Source organism: Dyella ginsengisoli LA-4, assembly GCF_000334915.1.
GTDB classification, from domain to species: domain Bacteria; phylum Pseudomonadota; class Gammaproteobacteria; order Xanthomonadales; family Rhodanobacteraceae; genus Dyella_A; species Dyella_A ginsengisoli_A.
On sequence record NZ_AMSF01000046.1, the window covers coordinates 1 to 16,812 of the forward strand.

The following is a 16,812-nucleotide window of genomic DNA, read 5'->3' on the forward strand; positions in this document are numbered from 1 at the left end:
TCAATGGGAGAACGAGAGGTCCGGGTGATCCGCGGACCGGGCGCGCGCATCGGGGCGATGCGCGCGCCGGGCGGCATCAGATCTTGCCGACCAGGTCCAGCGACGGAGCGAGGGTCTTCTCGCCTTCCTTCCACTTGGCCGGGCACACCTCGTTCGGGTGGGCAGCGACGTACTGGGCGGCCTTGAGCTTGCGCAGGGTCTCGGTGACGTCGCGGGCGATCGCGTTGTCGTGGATCTCCAGCGTCTTGATCACGCCTTCCGGGTTGATGATGAAGGTGCCGCGCAGGGCCAGGCCTTCTTCCTCGATGTGCACGTCGAACGCGCGGGTCAGCTGGTGGGTCGGGTCGCCGACCAGGGCGAACTTGGCCTTGCCCACCGCCGGCGAGGTCTCGTGCCATACCTTGTGCGAGAAATGGGTGTCGGTGGTGACGATGTACACCTCGGCACCGGCCTTCTTGAACTCCTCGTAGTGCTCGGCAGCGTCCTCGACCTCGGTCGGGCAGTTGAAGGTGAAGGCGGCCGGCATGAAGATCACGACGGACCACTTGCCCTTCATGTCGGCATCGGTCACTTCGATGAACTTGCCATCCTTGAACGCATTCGCCTTGAACGGCTTGATTTCGGTGTTGATCAGGGACATTGCAGCTTCCTGTGGTTGGTGGATGGTGGGGTGTTGCAACGGGTATCGCCCAAGCGATCAGTTGTTAGCTTAAGGGTGGGTTGTGCAATACAGCAAATCGATTGTTTGCATTGGATGCATAGCTTTTATGTATCGTCATGCGTCATGCGCTCGCGAACGGCGTCGCCCGGGGCCACCCGCATGCCGGGGGGCGTGCGCGTCGGGCTGAGGCGCTCAGTGGGCGCGATGGGTTGCGCGCACCCGGTCATCCACCACGGTGGCCGTGACGATGTCGCTGCCAACATTCACCGTGGTTCGCAGCATGTCCAGGATGCGGTCGACGCCGAGCACGATGCCGATGCCTTCGGGAGGGACCTGGAAGGTCGCAAGCAGTCCGGCGATCAGTGGCAATGAGCCACCCGGAATGCCGGCCACGGCGACTGCACTGAGCACCGCCAGGAACATCAGGACGGCCTGCTGGGCCAGTGGGAGCTCCACCCCAAAAGCCTGTGCCACGAACAGCACCACGCAGCCCTCGAACAGTGCGGTCCCACTCATGTTCATGGTGGCGCCCAGCGGCAACACGAAGCCGGACGTGCTTGGCGACAGCTTCAAGTCGTCGTGCGCGGTGGCCAGGGCGGCGGGCAGCGTTGCGCTGCTGGAGCTGGTGGAGAACGCGGTGACGAGCAGCGGCCGTACCTGCCGGAAGAACGCCAGCGGCGAGCGTCCAGCGAGGAACCGGAGCCATATCGACATCGTGCCGAACAGCTGCAGGGCCAGCGCCACCGCACACCCGACGACGAATACGGAAAGAGTCAGCAGGATGTCCACGCCGACCTTCACGATCACACTGTAGATCATCGTTGGCACCGCATACGGTGCCAGCCGGAGAGCGAAGTGCACGATGCCGGTCATCACCTCGGCCATGATGTCCAATGTGGCTTGCAGCTTAAGTCGGCGGTCTTCGGCCAGTTGCGTGCCGGCGGCGCCGACCAGAATGGCGAACACGATCAGGGGCAGTACATCGCCCAGCGCCCCACGGTTATTGCCGACGAAGGCACCGAACAGGTTGCGCGGCATGAACATGTCGACCACGGTGGCGAGTGTCATCGCGGGGCGCTCCGCCTCGGTCCGTACTGCCTGCATCGCACTGCCGCCGTATTCCTTCATCAGCAGATCCTGCGCGCCTGCGGCGAGGTGATGCCCGGGCTGCAGCAAGTTCATCATTACCAAGCCAATGAACACCGCCACCAGCATGTTTGCCGCGAAAAGCGCGAAAGTGCGCCCGGCCAGCGGGCCCAGGCGGTCGAGCCGGCCCAGCTGCAGCACGCCCGAAGCCAGCGAGGCGAATACCAGCGGGATCACCACAAAGAACAGCAGCCGGAGGAACACCTGGCCGAACGGGTCGAGCAGACTGGTCGAAATCCCTTGCATGAAGGCAAGGGCTGCCGGGAACCAGTGCCCGACGACCAGCGTGGCCACCGCGGCGGCAATGCCGATCGCCAGGCCCCAGAGGATGCGGTTGGCAAGAGTTCGGGAGGCGCTCATGTGATCGACTGTACGGGCCGGACGACGATGCGTCACCTGCCGCCGTGGCTGTTGCGTCGCAGCAGTCTTCCGTCGGCCCGCCCTGCGCTAAAATGCTCGCTTTACCCGGAGGCGATATGGCACAGCATGCATCCCCCGGCGCGCGTTTCCGCGCCGCCCTGGCCGAAGAACAGCCGCTGCAGGTGATCGGTGCGATCAATGCCAATCACGCCCTGCTGGCGAAGCGGGCCGGGTACCGGGCGATCTATCTGTCCGGTGGCGGCGTAGCGGCCGGTTCGCTGGGCCTGCCGGATCTCGGGATCAATACGCTCGACGACGTGCTGACCGACGTTCGCCGCATTACCGATGTGTGTGACCTGCCGCTGATGGTGGACATCGATACCGGTTTCGGCCCCAGCGCGTTCAACATCGCGCGCACGGTGAAGAGCCTGATCAGGTTCGGCGCCGCCGCCTGCCACATCGAGGACCAGATCGGCGCCAAACGGTGCGGCCATCGTCCCGGCAAGGAGATTGTCACTGCCGACGAGATGGCCGACCGCGTGAAGGCTGCCGCCGATGCCAGGACCGATCCGGATTTCTTCCTGATCGCCCGCACCGACGCGATCGCCGTCGATGGCGTGGACGCGGCGATTGAGCGTGCAGTCAAGTGCGTGGAGGCTGGTGCGGACGGCATCTTTGCCGAGGCCGCCTACGACTTGCCGACCTACCGTCGTTTTGTCGATGCAGTGAAGGTGCCGGTGCTGGCCAACATCACCGAGTTCGGCAAGACTCCGTTGTTCAGCGTCGACGAGCTGCGCACGGCGGGCGTCGGCATCGTGCTGTACCCGCTTTCCGCGTTCCGCGCGATGAACAAGGCAGCAGAGAACGTCTACCAGGCGATTCGCCGTGACGGCCACCAGCGCAACGTGGTGGACACCATGCAGACTCGCGAGGAGCTCTACGACCGGATCGGCTACCACGACTACGAACGCCGTCTGGACGAGCTTTTTTCCAGAAAGGGGTGAATCCCACCATCCACCGCGGCCGCCGGCTCCGGCGCTGCCGCGACGAATCATGCGTGCAGGAGAAATTCGATGAGTGAGCAAGTCCTCCCCAAGGCCAAGAAGTCGGTGGCGCTGTCCGGCGTCGCCGCCGGCAACACCGCGCTGTGCACGGTCGGCCGCAGCGGCAACGACCTGCATTACCGCGGCTACGACATCCACGACCTGGCGGCCAAGGGCTGCTTCGAGGAGGTGGCGCACCTGCTGGTCTACGGCGTGCTGCCGAACTGGACCGAGCTGCAGAACTACAAGGCCCGGCTCAAGCGCCTGCGCGGCCTGCCGGCACCGGTGAAGGCGGCGATGGAGCTGCTGCCGGCCGCCACCCACCCGATGGACGTGCTGCGCACCGGCTGCTCGGTGCTGGGCACGGTGCTGCCGGAGAAGGAAGACCACAACCTCACCGGCGCGCGCGACATCGCCGACCGCCTGATGGCCAGCTTCGGCTCGATGCTGCTGTACTGGTACCACTTCAGCCACAACGGCAAGCGCATCGAGACCGAGACCGACGACGAGTCGATCGCCGCGCACTTCCTGCACCTGCTGCACGGCCGCAAGCCGAGCGAGCTGCACGCGCAGTCGCTGGACAAGTCGCTGGTGCTGTACGCCGAGCACGAGTTCAACGCGTCCACCTTCACCGCCCGGGTGATCGCCGGTACCGGGTCGGACATGTACTCCTCGATCACCGGTGCGATCGGCGCGCTGCGCGGCCCGAAGCACGGCGGCGCGAACGAGGTGGCGATGGAGATCATCGCGCGGTACCGCAATGCGGCCGATGCAGAGGCCGACATCCGCGCCCGCGTCGAGCGCAAGGAAATCATCATCGGCTTCGGCCATCCGGTGTACACGGTGTCCGACCCGCGCAACGAGATCATCAAGGAGATCTCGCGCAAGCTGTGCACCGACGGCGGCAACCCGACCCTGTTCGAGGTGTCCGAGTGGATCGAGAAGCTGATGTGGGACCTCAAGAAGATGTTCCCCAACCTCGACTGGTACTCGGCCAGCGCGTACCACATGATGGGTGTGCCGACCGCGATGTTCACGCCGCTGTTCGTGATCGCCCGCACCTCCGGCTGGAGCGCGCACGTGATCGAGCAGCGCCAGGACGGCAAGATCATTCGTCCCAGCGCGAACTACACCGGTCCGGAAGACCAGACCTACGTGCCGATCGACAAGCGCTGATCGACCAGGCCGTGACAGGGAAAGAGGGGCTGCGGCCCCTTTTTCTTTTGCGCGTCGCCCCCGATCCACGCGGATACAACCTGTAACAGCGGTGATACACCCGCTCCCGCAAGGTGTCTGGCCCCGGGCCTCGTCAATCTGGCGATCTTGCCGTATCCGCAGCATGCGGCCCCGCGCTGCGGTGCTTCATCGATGAAACAGGCACCCGTTTTTCGTGCATCGATCGATGCGCGCCGCCCTTGTCTGGATATCGTTCAATCCTTTGATTTTGTTTGAATTTCTTGCGACAGACGAAGTCGCCCGGGACATGGCATGCATGTTGCCACGCACCTTGGCGGCCGTAAGACAAGAAGCAGGGGGATAACGCGATGTTCCGGAGAACGATCATGCGCAAGACTCTTCTCGTAACAGCGGTATGCATCGGTCTGGGGTTCACGCTCCCGGCGATGGCTGACAAGACCCAGACCGGCGGAGCCGGACCCAGTGCCCAGGCCAATTCCTCGGCGAACGCGGACGCGTACGCCAACGGTCAGGGAAGCGCCTCGGCGAACAACAGCAGTACCTCCACCTCGTCGATCGCCAGCTCGTTCAACAGCAACAGGGCGATCGCCACCAGCCGGCTCGACGGCGCGGTTACCGATATCCATGTCCGCGATATCGGCAACGTGGCCAAGAACTTCGGTGACGCCAACGGCGGCTCGGGCGGCTACGGCGGCGACGCCTACGGTGGCAAGGGCTATGGCGGCCGGGGTGGTTCCGGTGGCGATGGTGGCAATGCCTCCTCCCGCAGTGGCCACGTCGGCGGCAGCGGCGCGGCCAGCGGCGACGCCGCGGGATATGCCGGTGCCTGGGGCGGCGACAGCAGCGGTGACAACTATGCCGATGCGCACGCGCGGTCGCGTGGTGGTGGCACCAACACCAGCACGGCTTCCGGCGGAAGCGGCAGCTGGGCCGGCGGCAGCGCGACGGGTGGCAGCAACAGCAGCGCCAGCGGCTCGGCGACCGCCTCCGGCGGCAGCAGCGGTGCGTCCGATGCCACCGGTGGTGCAGGCGGCATGGGCGGTGCCGGCGCGGCCGGAACCGGCGGTTCGGCGCTTGCCGGCAATGGCGGCGCGGGTGGCAACGGCGGGTCCAATGCCGTCGATGCGGGCATGTTCGACATGTCCAACCACATGGACGGCGCCGCGGCGGCGGCCGCTGGCGTGACCGTGATGGCGCAGAACAGCGGCATCGGGGCCCTGGTCCAGCAAAGCGTGAATGTCCAGGCGAATCTCAACGTCGGGCCATAAGCGCAGGGAAACGTCATGGGGCGCCTCGGGCGCCCCATGATTTTGTGCCGGATACCGGGAGCCATTGCCCCGGTGGATGGCCATCGAGTGCTGCCGCGTTACGTGGCGGCGGCGCGGAAGCACCGGAGACAAGGCCATGCGATCAGTCAGTGCGCGATGTGGGCTGGTTCTGCTTGGAGCGATGTTTGCGCCGTGGAGCCTCGCAGCAGAAAGCCCGGCGGCACCCGTCACACACTCTCAGCCGTCTGCTGCGCCCGTGCGCAGCACGGCGGTGATCCCGGCCGGACGGGTCGAGGGGCTGGGGCCGCGGGTCGATGCCGCGACGCTGGGCCGTCTCAGTGGCGGCACCGAAGTCAGCCAGGAGATGACGCTCACCGGAACGGTGGGCAACAACCAGATCGATCACGCGGTGACCGGAAGCAACGTGATCAGCTCCGGATCGTTCGATGGAGCGTCCGGCCTGCCGATGGTGATCCAGAACACCGGCAACGGCGTGCTGATCCAGAACGCCACGATCATCAGCGTGAAGCTGCAGCCATGAAGCGATGGTCCTCGCCGCTGATGTGGCTGCTCGCCGGTATCCCGGTGGGCGCCGTGGCGCACACGCCGGTGGAGCTGGCAGGTGTCTCCGGCGGCGTATACACCTTGCACGTGACGAGCCTCAAAGAGGCGCGCTTCCGCAACACGATCCGGCAGAAGTACGACTTCAGCTGCGGCTCGGCGGCAGTGGCCACCCTGCTCACCTACCAGTACGGCTATCCGGTGAGCGAGCAGACCGCCTTCGCCCAGATGTACGCGCACGGCGACCGGGCGAAGATCAATCGCGAAGGCTTCTCCCTGCTCGACATCAAGCGCTTTCTCGCCGCGCACGGGTTCGACGCCGACGGCTTCGAGGTGCCGCTGGACAAGCTTCGGCAGGAACATTTGCCGGCGATCGCATTGATCGACGAGCGCGGCTATCACCATTTCGTGGTGATCAAGGGCCTGCGGGACGGCCGGGTGCTGGTGGGCGATCCGGCGATGGGGACGCGGTCGATTCCGCGTCGGCAATTCGAGGCGGCGTGGAAGACGCACCTCATCTTCGTGATTCACAACCGGCGCGGGTTGGCCATCTTCAACAGTCCGGACGACTGGCGCGTGGCTCCGCTGGCGCCGCTCGGGCTGGCCATCGACCGCCGCGGGCTCGAGGGCATCGTGATGCCGCGTCGCGGGCCCGGGGACATCTGAAGGAGCCTGCGATGAAACGATCCATGACCTACCTGTGTCGCCGCCTCTGTGTCCTGGGCGGCATCGCCTTCAGTGGCCTTGCGGCGGCGCAGGGGGCTTCAGCGCCCGCCGCGGGAGCGACCCTGGCGCCGACCCATGTCTGGCAGCCCGTGAGCGACCAGCGCCTGGCGGATGTGCGCGGCGGCTTCGACGATGGCCGCGGACTGGTGGTTTCGTTCGGCCTGGAACGACTGGTGTTCGTCGGCGGCAGCCTGGTCTCCAGCAGCAGCGTGAAGATTCCCGATATCGCGCACATCACCCGGCAGCAGGCCGAGGCGCTGGCAGCCGCGGCCGGCGCGGTGAACGTGATCCAGATCGGCCCCGGCAACACCGTCGATCCGACGGTGCTCCGGCAGGCCGCCGGCCTCGGCGCAACGGTGATCCAGAACAGCCTGGACAACCAGAACATCCAGAGCCTGACCCGCCTGGATGTCACGTTGAGCGGCCTGGGACTGCTCAACGGCGTGGACCTGCAGGGTTCGCTGCAGTCGGCCATGTCCAGCCGCATCGGCCAGTAAGGAAACCGTACGCGAGCGACCGCCTGAAACGACCTACCTGCCACCGACCGCCGGGGAAATCTCGATGAAGCAGAAAGCATGTCAAGCCGGGCGCATCGCAGCCTGTGCTGGAATGATCCTGCTCGGTGGCACGGTCCGCGCACAGGACCCGCCGGTGCCGTCGGATCCGGATCCGTTGTCCGCCGTGATCCGGAAAAATCTGGCCGATCAGGCCGCGCGACTCGATGCCATGCGCAGCGAACTCGCCAGGCAGGACCAGCAGATTGCCCAATTGAAGCGCGCGCTGGCGGCGCAGGAGGCCGACTACCGGGCGTTGCGGCACGCCGTGGGCGCCGACGTGCTCGACCAGCAGCGAGCGGGCAACGTGGCCGCGGGTGGGCGCATGGCCACCGCGCTGCCCATGCCGGATGATGCCGCCCCGGTCCTGCAGTCGCAGGAGCGGCCGGTCGGAAAGGCGCCCGAGCGTGACGAGCGCCCACCCGAGGTGGCTCCGATCTTCGATCAGCCAGGCGTACTGACCGCCCGCGGCAAGCTCGTGGTCGAGCCGTCGTATCAATTCGCCTATTCGTCGAACGAGCGGGTGGCGTTGATCGGTTACACGGTGATTCCCGCCGTGCTGATCGGGCTGGTCGATGCGCGGCAGGTCAAGACCACCACCCAGACGGGCGCGCTGGCGTTCCGCTACGGCGTCAGCAACCGCATGGAGCTGGAACTGCGGGTCCCTTACGTCTACGGGCACACCGACACGATCAGCCGGGAGATCTTCACCGGCAGCGCCACCGACAAGGTGTTCACCTCACATGGCCACGGCATCGGCGATATCGAGGCCACCGCGCGCTACCAGATGAACGACGGTGGCGCCGACCGGCCCTACTACATTGGCTGGCTACGGGTGAAGTCGCGCACCGGCAAGGACCCCTTCGAAGTCACCACCGACTGCGTGAGCCGCTGCGTGCAGAACACCACCGGAACCGGTCTTCCGCTGGAACTGCCCCGTGGCTCGGGCTTCTACTCGGTGCAGCCCGGCCTGACCTGGCTGTTCCCGTCCGACCCGGTGGTGTTCTTCGGCAACGTGAGCTACCTGCACAACTTCCCGCGCAGCCATGTCACGCGCACCGTCCTGGCGGGCGGCAGGGAGCCGCTCGGCACGGTGAAGGTCGGCGACATCGTCGATGCAAGTGTCGGCATGGGGCTGGCCCTGAACGAGAAGGCTTCCTTCAGCATCGGCTACGACCTGAGCCTGGTCGGGCTCACCCGGCAGAACGGCCAGAAGGTGGCGGGGACGGCGCGCAGCGTACTGGGCACCCTGCTGGTCGGCGGCTCCTACCGCTACGACAACAAGCGCACCCTGAACTTCACGCTCGGTGTCGGCGTGACCCGCGACACGCCCGATGCCACCGTCACGGTGCGCGTGCCGATGATGTACTGAGTTCCATCCGCGGCGCCGAGTGACCGGCCGTGGCCGATTTCGCTGCCGCGGCCCTCGTCTGTAAGATCGACGGCGGGCGGCTCTGGCATGGTGCCAGTGACCGCGCGAAAGGGCGGTCTCCGCGGGAGAGGAACCATGCAGGCGTGGCTGCTCGGCGGGCTGGTGGCGGCCGCATCCGGTGGCACACCGGCAGACGGCGATGCCTATGGCGACTGGGGCGTGAACCTGGCCGTGATCGTCGCCACCACCGTGGCGGTCGGCCTCTGCGTGACGCTGCATTACGAGGTGCTCTCGTGGCTGTCGCGCCGACTGGGGGGCAAGGACCGGACCGGGAGGCATCACCGCCGCCAGGTGCTTTACGGCATCTTCGGCGTGCTCAGCGTGCACGTCTGCGAAATCTGGATCTTCGGCGTGGCGTTCTACCTGCTGCAGTCGATCAGTCCGTCGTTCGGCCACGTCCACGGCATCGCGGCCGGTTCGCTGGTCGACCATGTGTACTTTTCGGCCGTGACGTTCACCACGGTGGGCTTCGGTGACGTGATTCCTTTCGGGCCGGTGCGCTTCCTGGCGGGCACCGAGGCGCTCACCGGCTTTGTGCTGATCACCTGGTCGGCCTCGTTCACGTTCCTGGAGATGGGCCGCTTCTGGCGGCGCGACTGAGTCAGTCGTGCGCGTTCCGTCGCTGGCGGCGCCGGACAAGCCAGCCGCCGCCGCAGACCGCCAGCACCAGCCATGCGTCGAGCGCATAGGCGGCCCACGGGCGAGGGTCGAACCAGCGCGCGACCAGGTTGTCGTGGGCGATCATGCGTGCCGCGGTCCAGGCGATGGCCGCCGCGCCGACATAGATGATCATCGGGAAGCGTGCGATCAGCTTCAGGATCAGCGTGCTGCCCCACACCACCAGCGGCACGCTGATCAGCAGCCCGAGGATCACCAGCCCCATGTGGCCCTTGGACGCACCGGCGATCGCCAGCACGTTGTCCAGGCCCATCAGCGCGTCGGCCACCACGATGGTCTTGAGCGCCGACCAGAACGTGTCGCCGGGGCTGACGTCGGGATCTTCCTCCTCGTGCTTGAGCAGCTTCCAGGCGATCGGCAACAGCAGCAGGCCGCCGGCCAGCATCAGACCGGGCAGCTTGAGCAGGTAGACCACGATCGCGGTCAGCAGGACGCGCACGCCCACGGCACCGAACGTGCCCCAGAACACCGCCTTCTTCTGCAGCCTGGGCGGCAGATTGCGCGCGGCGAGGGCGATCACGATCGCATTGTCGCCAGCCAGCACAAGGTCGAGCAGCACGATCGCCGCCAGGCCGGAGAAGAATTCGGGGGAGAGGAAATCCATGCGGTTCATTCCTGCGCGCGGGACAAATGCAGCAACCACGGGCGCACGCCGCCCCGCGGTTACCGCAAAAGTCTCGTTCGCGACAAAGCCGCTGCGGTGACCGGAGCGGTGCTCCGCTCGTGATGACGACCACCGCACGAACGCCGGGTGAAGCGACGCTCGGAACTACTCCCCTTTGGGGTCAGTACCCGGGCATTGTCGAGGTCGCCGCGCATACCGGTCAAGCCGAAGTCCTCGGGACGACGCCTCCCTCCCGCTACAATAGGCAGGCTTTGCGTCGTTCCGCACGTTCTGCCGGGCTGCCGGTCCGTGACGCCCCGGCAGGGTGCCGGAGCAGATGCGCCGGCGCGGGCACGATCTGCCGTCAGCGAGTGTTTGTCTCGAGGATTTCCGACCCCTATGAACAATGTTTACCGAAAGTCCCTTCCCGGCACCTCGCTGGACTACTTCGATGCACGCGCCGCCGTGGAGGCGATCCAGCCGGGGGCCTACGACGCGCTGCCCTACACCTCGCGCGTGCTGGCCGAGAACCTGGTGCGCCGCTGCGACCCGGCGATCCTCACCGAGTCGCTGAAGCAGCTCATCGAGCGCAGGCGCGAGCGGGATTTTCCGTGGTTCCCGGCCCGCGTGGTGTGCCACGACATCCTCGGCCAGACCGCGCTGGTCGACCTGGCCGGCCTGCGCGACGCGATCGCCGAGCGCGGCGGTGACCCGGCCGAAGTGAACCCGGTGGTGCCGGTGCAGTTGATCGTCGACCACTCGCTGGCGGTGGAGTGCGGCGGCTTCGATCCGAACGCCTTCGCGAAGAACCGTGCCATCGAGGATCGCCGCAACGAGGACCGCTTCCACTTCATCGAGTGGACCAAGCGGGCGTTCGAGAACGTCGACGTGATCCCGCCGGGCAACGGCATCATGCATCAGATCAATCTGGAGAAGATGTCGCCAGTGGTGCAGGTACTCGAAGGGGTAGCCTTCCCAGATACCTGCGTGGGCACCGACAGCCACACGCCGCACGTGGACGCGCTGGGCGTGATCGCCGTGGGCGTGGGCGGACTGGAAGCCGAGAGCGTGATGCTCGGCCGCGCCTCGTGGATGCGCCTGCCCGACATCGTCGGCGTGGAACTCACCGGGCGTCCGCAGCCGGGCATCACCGCCACCGACATCGTGCTGGCGCTGACCGAATTCCTGCGCGCGTCGAAGGTGGTGGGCGCATGGCTGGAGTTCCGCGGCGAGGGTGCCGCGGCGCTCACCCTGGGCGATCGCGCCACCATCTCCAACATGGCACCGGAATACGGCGCCACCGCCGCGATGTTCTTCATCGACGGCCAGACCACCGACTACCTGCGCCTGACCGGCCGCAGCGACGAGCAGGTCAAGCTGGTGGAGACCTATGCCAGGGCGACCGGGCTGTGGGCCGACGCGCTCGCCGGCGCGCAGTACGAGCGCACGCTGACGTTCGACCTGTCCTCGGTGGTGCGCAACATGGCCGGCCCGTCCAACCCGCACAAACGGCTGCCGACGTCCGATCTGGCCGCGCGCGGCATTGCCGGCGCGTGGACCGAGCAGCCGGGCCAGATGCCGGACGGCGCGGTGATCATCGCCGCCATCACCAGCTGCACCAACACCAGCAATCCGCGCAACGTGATCGCCGCCGCGCTGCTGGCGCGCAACGCCAACGAGCGCGGGCTCACCCGCAAGCCGTGGGTGAAGAGTTCGCTGGCCCCCGGCTCGAAGGCGGTGGAGCTGTACCTGAAGGAGGCGGGTCTGCTGCCGGAGCTGGAACAGCTCGGCTTCGGCATCGTCGCGTTCGCCTGCACCACCTGCAACGGCATGTCCGGCGCGCTCGATCCGAAGATCCAGCAGGAGATCATCGACCGCGACCTGTATTCCACTGCCGTGCTGTCGGGCAACCGCAACTTCGACGGCCGCATCCACCCGTACGCGAAGCAGGCCTTCCTCGCCTCGCCGCCGCTGGTGGTGGCCTACGCCATCGCCGGCACCATCCGCTTCGATATCGAGAAGGACGTGCTCGGCGTCGATGCCGACGGCCAGCCGGTGACGCTGAAGGACATCTGGCCGACGGACGAGGAGATCGATGCGATCGTCTCGGCCAGCGTGAAGCCCGAGCAGTTCCGGGCGGTCTACGAGCCGATGTTCTCGCGCGCCGGTCGGGGCGGAGATCGCGCCGCGCCGCTGTACGCCTGGCGGCCGCAGAGCACCTACATCCGCCGTCCGCCGTACTGGGAGGGTGCCCTCGCCGGCGCGCGCAGCCTCACCGGCATGCGTCCGCTGGCGGTGCTCGGCGACAACATCACCACCGATCACCTGTCGCCCTCCAACGCGATCCTGCCGACCAGCGCGGCGGGCGAGTACCTGGCGAAGATGGGCCTGCCGGAAGAGGACTTCAATTCGTACGCGACCCACCGCGGCGACCATCTCACCGCGCAGCGCGCCACCTTCGCCAACCCGACCCTGGTCAACGAGATGGCCGTGGTCGATGGTGAAACGAAGCGCGGTTCGCTGGCCCGCGTCGAGCCGGAAGGCAAGGTCATGCGCATGTGGGAGGCGATCGAGACCTACATGGAGCGCAAGCAGCCGCTGATCGTGATCGCCGGCGCCGACTACGGCCAGGGCTCGTCGCGCGACTGGGCCGCCAAGGGCGTGCGCCTGGCCGGCGTGGAGGCGATCGCGGCCGAGGGCTTCGAGCGCATCCACCGCACCAACCTGATCGGCATGGGCGTGCTGCCGCTGGAGTTCAAGCCCGGCGCTGACCGCAAGACGCTGGGCATCGACGGCAGCGAGACTTTCGACGTGGTGGGTGCACGCACGCCGCGCGCCGACCTCACCCTGGTCATCCACCGCCGGAACGGCGAGCGCGTCGAGGTACCGGTGACCTGCCGTCTCGACACCGCCGAGGAAGTGTCGATCTACGAGGCCGGTGGCGTGCTGCAGCGCTTCGCGCAGGACTTTCTCGAGGCCTCGCAGGCGGCATGAGTCGGGTCGCGGAGCCGCGTGCGTTCTTCGCGGTCGTGCCCGGGGCAGCATGCGCGCGAGGCATTGGCACTCGGCTGATGGAGGCTGGGCTGGACAAGCGTCTTGGAGATGCGCTGGTTCCGCTGGAAAATCTACACCAGTCGCTTTCCGCAGCCATCCATTCTCCATCCGAGATGGTGCGCTTGGCGCTATTGCAGGTGGGTAAAGCCATCTGCGCACGGTCGTTTACGTTGTATTTCAATCGCATCGACGGAAGGGCCATCGTGCCGGGAAAGATTCACTGCACGATGCGCGCGCGCGGAGTCCCGAAGGCATTCACCGCGTTGCTCAAGGAAGTGCAGGGTCGCCTCGTTGAAGCAGGATTTGGCGACATCGCCACCGGCGTGACGCCGCACATGACCCTGAGCTATCGCGCCCCCGAGCCGCTGGACAAGATCGTGCTCGATCCGCCCATCCCCTGGACCATCGACGAGCTGTGTCTCGTCATCGGTGGTGGCCATCCTTACCGTTACGACATCATCGGCCGTTGGCCGTTGCTGCCTGAAATCGATCCCCCCGCTACGCAGTCCGGCTTGTTCTGAAGCGGCGCGAGCACCTCCGGAGACTCCCATGTCGCATGCTGCACAGATCCGCATTCCCGCCACCTACATGCGTGGCGGCACCAGCAAGGGCGTGTTCTTCCGCCTCGAGGATTTGCCCGAGGCTGCCCGGATGCCAGGGCCTGCCCGCGATGCGCTGCTGCAGCGGGTGATCGGCAGCCCCGATCCCTACGGCAAGCAGATCGACGGCATGGGCGGCGCCACCTCCAGCACCAGCAAGACGGTCATCGTGTCCCGGAGCGCGCGGCCGGACCACGACGTGGATTACCTGTTCGGCCAGGTGGCGATCGACAAGGCGTTCGTCGACTGGAGCGGCAACTGCGGGAATCTTTCCGCGGCGGTCGGTCCGTTCGCCATCGCCAGCGGGCTGGTCGATCCTGCCCGCGTGCCGCGCGACGGTATCGCGATCGTGCGCATCTGGCAGGCCAACATCGGCAAGACGATCGTCGCCCACGTGCCGATGACCGACGGCGCGGTGCAGGAGACCGGCGACTTCGAACTGGACGGCGTGACGTTCCCCGCCGCCGAGGTGCAACTGGAGTTCATGGATCCGGCCGCCGAGGAAGAGGGCGCGAGCGGTGCGATGTTCCCCACCGGAAGCGTGGTCGACGATCTCGAGGTGCCGGGCGTCGGCACGCTCAGGGCCACCATGATCAACGCCGGCATTCCCACGATCTTCGTCGAGGCCGCCGCCATCGGCTACACCGGTACCGAGCTGCAGGGCGCCATCAACGGCGACGACAAGGCGCTGGCGATGTTCGAGACGATCCGTGCGCACGGCGCGCTGCGCATGGGCCTGATCGCCTCGCTCGACCAGATCGCCACGCGCCAGCACACGCCCAAGGTAGCCTTCGTCGCGCCGCCGGCCGACTACGTCGCCTCGAGCGGCAAGCCGGTGAAGGCCGGCGACATCGACCTGCTGGTGCGCGCGATGTCGATGGGCAAGCTGCACCACGCCATGATGGGCACGGCGGCGGTGGCGATCGGCACCGCCGCGGCGATTCCCGGCACGCTGGTGAACCGGGCTGCCGGCGGTGGCGAGCGCCAGTCGGTGCGCTTCGGTCATCCGTCGGGCACGCTGCGGGTGGGTGCCGAGGCCGCGCTGGTGGATGGTGTGTGGACCGTCACCAAGGCGGTCATGAGCCGCAGCGCGCGCGTGCTGATGGAAGGCTGGGTACGCGTGCCTGCGGGGTGAGCCGGCGCGCGCTGGGTGCTTTTTCGCTGCCGTGACGCCGCATGGGTAGTCTCTATAGGAATCGCGTCCGGTGACGGGGGCAGCACCCCCGAATCCGAGGCGTTTTCCCTGCTGCCAGGAGACGAGCCTCATGAGCGCGCACGATATTCGTTCCGCCAAGCGTCCCGATCCCGACCAGCCGATGGTCGACATCGCCGACTATGTGATCGATTGCCGGATCGATTCGGTCGAGGCGTACGACACCGCCCGCCACATGCTGCTCGACTCGCTGGCCACCGCCATACTGGCGATGAAGTTCCCCGAGTGCGTCAAGCACCTCGGCCCGCTGGTGCCGGGGGCGATCCTGCCGGGCGGCTCCCGTGTGCCGGGCACCAGCCATGAGCTCGATCCGGCGCAGGCCGCCTTCGCGATCGGCACGCAGATCCGCTGGCTGGATTTCAACGACACCTGGCTGGCGGCGGAGTGGGGGCATCCGTCGGACAACCTGGGCGCGATCCTGGCCGTGGCCGATTACCTGAGCCGCAAGGCCGAGCGCGAGGGCGGCGAGCCGCTGACCGTGCGCGACGTGCTGACCTGGGCGATCAAGGCGCATGAGATCCAGGGCTGTTACGCGCTGAAGAACAGCTTCAACCGGGTCGGCCAGGACCACGTGATCCTGGTGCGGCTGGCGTCCACTGCGGTAACCACCGCGATGCTGGGCGGCGACAAGAGGCAGATCATCAACGCTGTGTCGCACAGCTGGATCGACAACGGCGCGCTGCGCACCTATCGCCACGCACCGAACACCGGGCCGCGCAAGAGCTGGGCCGCCGGCGACGCCTGCCGCCGCGCCGTCACCCATGCGATCAACGCCGTATATCGCGACGCGGTCGGCTATCCCTCGGCGCTCAGCGCCGGGACGTGGGGCTACTACGACGTCGCCTTCAAGGGTCGGGCGTTCGAGTTCGAGCGACCGTTCGGCAGCTATGTGATGGAAAACGTGCTGTTCAAGATCAGCTTCCCGGCCGAGTTCCATGCGCAGACCGCGGTGGAGTGCGCCATGCAGCTGCACGGGCAGGTGGCGGGCAGGATCGAGCAGATCGAGAAGGTGGCGATCGAGACCCAGGAAGCGGGACGCCGCATCATCGACAAGACCGGCCCGCTGGCCAACTATGCCGACCGCGATCACTGCATCCAGTACATGGTCGCCGTGCCGCTGATCTTCGGTCGCCTCACCGCCGACGACTACAGTGACGAGGTCGCCGCCGATCCGCGCATCGACGCGCTGCGCGAAAAGATGGTGGTCAGCGAGAACCCGGATTTCACCAGGGACTATTTCGATCCCGGCAGGCGCTATATCGGAAACTCGGTACAGGTGTTCTTCAAGGATGGTTCGAGTACGCAAAAGGTGTCGATCGACTATCCGGTCGGTCATCGCATGCGCCGCGCCGAGGGTGTTCCGCTGCTGCGGGACAAGTTCGAAGCCGCCATCCGCGGACACTTCCCGCCAATGAGGGGCGGGGAAATCATGAATGCCGTAGCTGATGCCTCCCGCCTCGACTCAATGCCGGTTCAGCATTTCGTGGAACTTTTCACGCTGTAAAGACGGCGTGACCCGATAATCGAATTCACCTTAAGGGGTGGCGCCGAACTCCTCCTGCGATCGAAAAGCTCCGCTTTTCGACCTCGAACGGTGCGGCGAGCATTCCGACGATTTTTCGAGTACGGGTTACCACCAAGGAGACACCTGATGAAACGTAAGGGCTTGTATTTTCTGATTGCTCTGGCCCTGGGCGGCGTAGGTGCCGTTCACGC

Annotated in this window: 15 protein-coding genes; 12 read left to right on the forward strand and 3 right to left on the reverse strand. The window is 66.6% G+C overall.

The window, feature by feature from the left end; genetic code table 11:
• Nucleotides 1–76: 76 nt before the first annotated feature.
• Both ahpC and C693_RS0111820 read right to left on the reverse strand, forming a co-directional pair.
• Nucleotides 77–640, reverse strand: coding sequence for an alkyl hydroperoxide reductase subunit C (gene ahpC / locus C693_RS0111815; protein ID WP_017462486.1), 564 nt, complete (start codon nt 638–640; stop codon nt 77–79).
• 213 nt (nt 641–853) lie between these two features.
• Nucleotides 854–2,167 (reverse strand): dicarboxylate/amino acid:cation symporter, encoded by a 1,314-nt coding sequence (locus C693_RS0111820; RefSeq protein ID WP_017462487.1) that lies wholly within the window; start codon nt 2,165–2,167, stop codon nt 854–856.
• A 116-nt stretch (nt 2,168–2,283) separates the two neighbouring features.
• Here C693_RS0111820 and prpB point away from each other — a divergent pair, with 116 nt between their 5' ends.
• The 8 genes from prpB (at nt 2,284) to C693_RS0111860 (ending at nt 9,548) form a co-directional block, all read left to right on the forward strand.
• Nucleotides 2,284–3,171, forward strand: a complete 888-nt coding sequence (gene prpB / locus C693_RS0111825; protein ID WP_017462488.1) for a methylisocitrate lyase — start codon at nt 2,284–2,286, stop codon at nt 3,169–3,171.
• 69 nt (nt 3,172–3,240) lie between these two features.
• Entirely contained in the window at nt 3,241–4,386 is a 1,146-nt protein-coding gene (gene prpC, locus C693_RS0111830) for a bifunctional 2-methylcitrate synthase/citrate synthase (protein ID WP_017462489.1), read from the forward strand.
• A 386-nt stretch (nt 4,387–4,772) separates the two neighbouring features.
• Nucleotides 4,773–5,675, forward strand: coding sequence for a hypothetical protein (locus C693_RS0111835; protein ID WP_026107372.1), 903 nt, complete (start codon nt 4,773–4,775; stop codon nt 5,673–5,675).
• 256 nt (nt 5,676–5,931) lie between these two features.
• Complete coding sequence (locus C693_RS0111840; protein ID WP_017462491.1) at nt 5,932–6,216, forward strand: hypothetical protein; 285 nt, start codon at nt 5,932–5,934, stop codon at nt 6,214–6,216.
• Nucleotides 6,213–6,902, forward strand: coding sequence for a C39 family peptidase (locus C693_RS0111845; RefSeq protein ID WP_017462492.1), 690 nt, complete (start codon nt 6,213–6,215; stop codon nt 6,900–6,902). The genes C693_RS0111840 and C693_RS0111845 overlap by 4 nt, the downstream gene beginning before the upstream one ends.
• Nucleotides 6,903–6,913: 11 nt before the next feature.
• The gene (locus C693_RS0111850; protein WP_017462493.1) at nt 6,914–7,459 is read left to right on the forward strand and encodes a hypothetical protein; all 546 of its coding nucleotides are present in this window, start codon (nt 6,914–6,916) and stop codon (nt 7,457–7,459) included.
• A gap of 64 nt (nt 7,460–7,523) precedes the next feature.
• A complete protein-coding gene (locus C693_RS0111855; protein WP_052329389.1) occupies nt 7,524–8,888 on the forward strand; it encodes an acetate kinase in 1,365 nt (454 codons plus the stop codon).
• 135 nt (nt 8,889–9,023) lie between these two features.
• Nucleotides 9,024–9,548, forward strand: a complete 525-nt coding sequence (locus tag C693_RS0111860) for a potassium channel family protein (RefSeq protein ID WP_017462495.1) — start codon at nt 9,024–9,026, stop codon at nt 9,546–9,548.
• Nucleotide 9,549: 1 nt separating this feature from the next.
• On the opposite strand, the gene C693_RS0111865 is transcribed toward C693_RS0111860, so the two are convergent.
• Nucleotides 9,550–10,230 carry a TerC family protein gene (locus C693_RS0111865; protein ID WP_017462496.1) on the reverse strand — a complete coding sequence of 227 codons (681 nt, stop codon included), beginning with the start codon at nt 10,228–10,230 and terminating at the stop codon, nt 9,550–9,552.
• A gap of 399 nt (nt 10,231–10,629) precedes the next feature.
• On the opposite strand from C693_RS0111865, the gene acnD reads away from it, so the two are divergent.
• The 4 genes from acnD (at nt 10,630) to C693_RS0111885 (ending at nt 16,600) form a co-directional block, all read left to right on the forward strand.
• On the forward strand, nt 10,630–13,224 hold the full coding sequence (acnD, locus tag C693_RS0111870; RefSeq protein ID WP_017462497.1) for a Fe/S-dependent 2-methylisocitrate dehydratase AcnD: 2,595 nt from the start codon (nt 10,630–10,632) through the stop codon (nt 13,222–13,224).
• Nucleotides 13,221–13,805: a 2'-5' RNA ligase family protein gene (locus tag C693_RS23730; RefSeq protein WP_157798614.1), complete on the forward strand. Its 585-nt coding sequence runs from the start codon at nt 13,221–13,223 to the stop codon at nt 13,803–13,805. Before acnD ends, C693_RS23730 begins: the two co-directional genes overlap by 4 nt.
• 28 nt (nt 13,806–13,833) lie before the next feature.
• Nucleotides 13,834–15,018 carry a 2-methylaconitate cis-trans isomerase PrpF gene (prpF, locus tag C693_RS0111880; protein ID WP_017462499.1) on the forward strand — a complete coding sequence of 395 codons (1,185 nt, stop codon included), beginning with the start codon at nt 13,834–13,836 and terminating at the stop codon, nt 15,016–15,018.
• A gap of 130 nt (nt 15,019–15,148) precedes the next feature.
• A complete protein-coding gene (locus tag C693_RS0111885; protein WP_017462500.1) occupies nt 15,149–16,600 on the forward strand; it encodes a bifunctional 2-methylcitrate dehydratase/aconitate hydratase in 1,452 nt (483 codons plus the stop codon).
• The last annotated feature ends 212 nt before the right edge of the window (nt 16,601–16,812 follow it).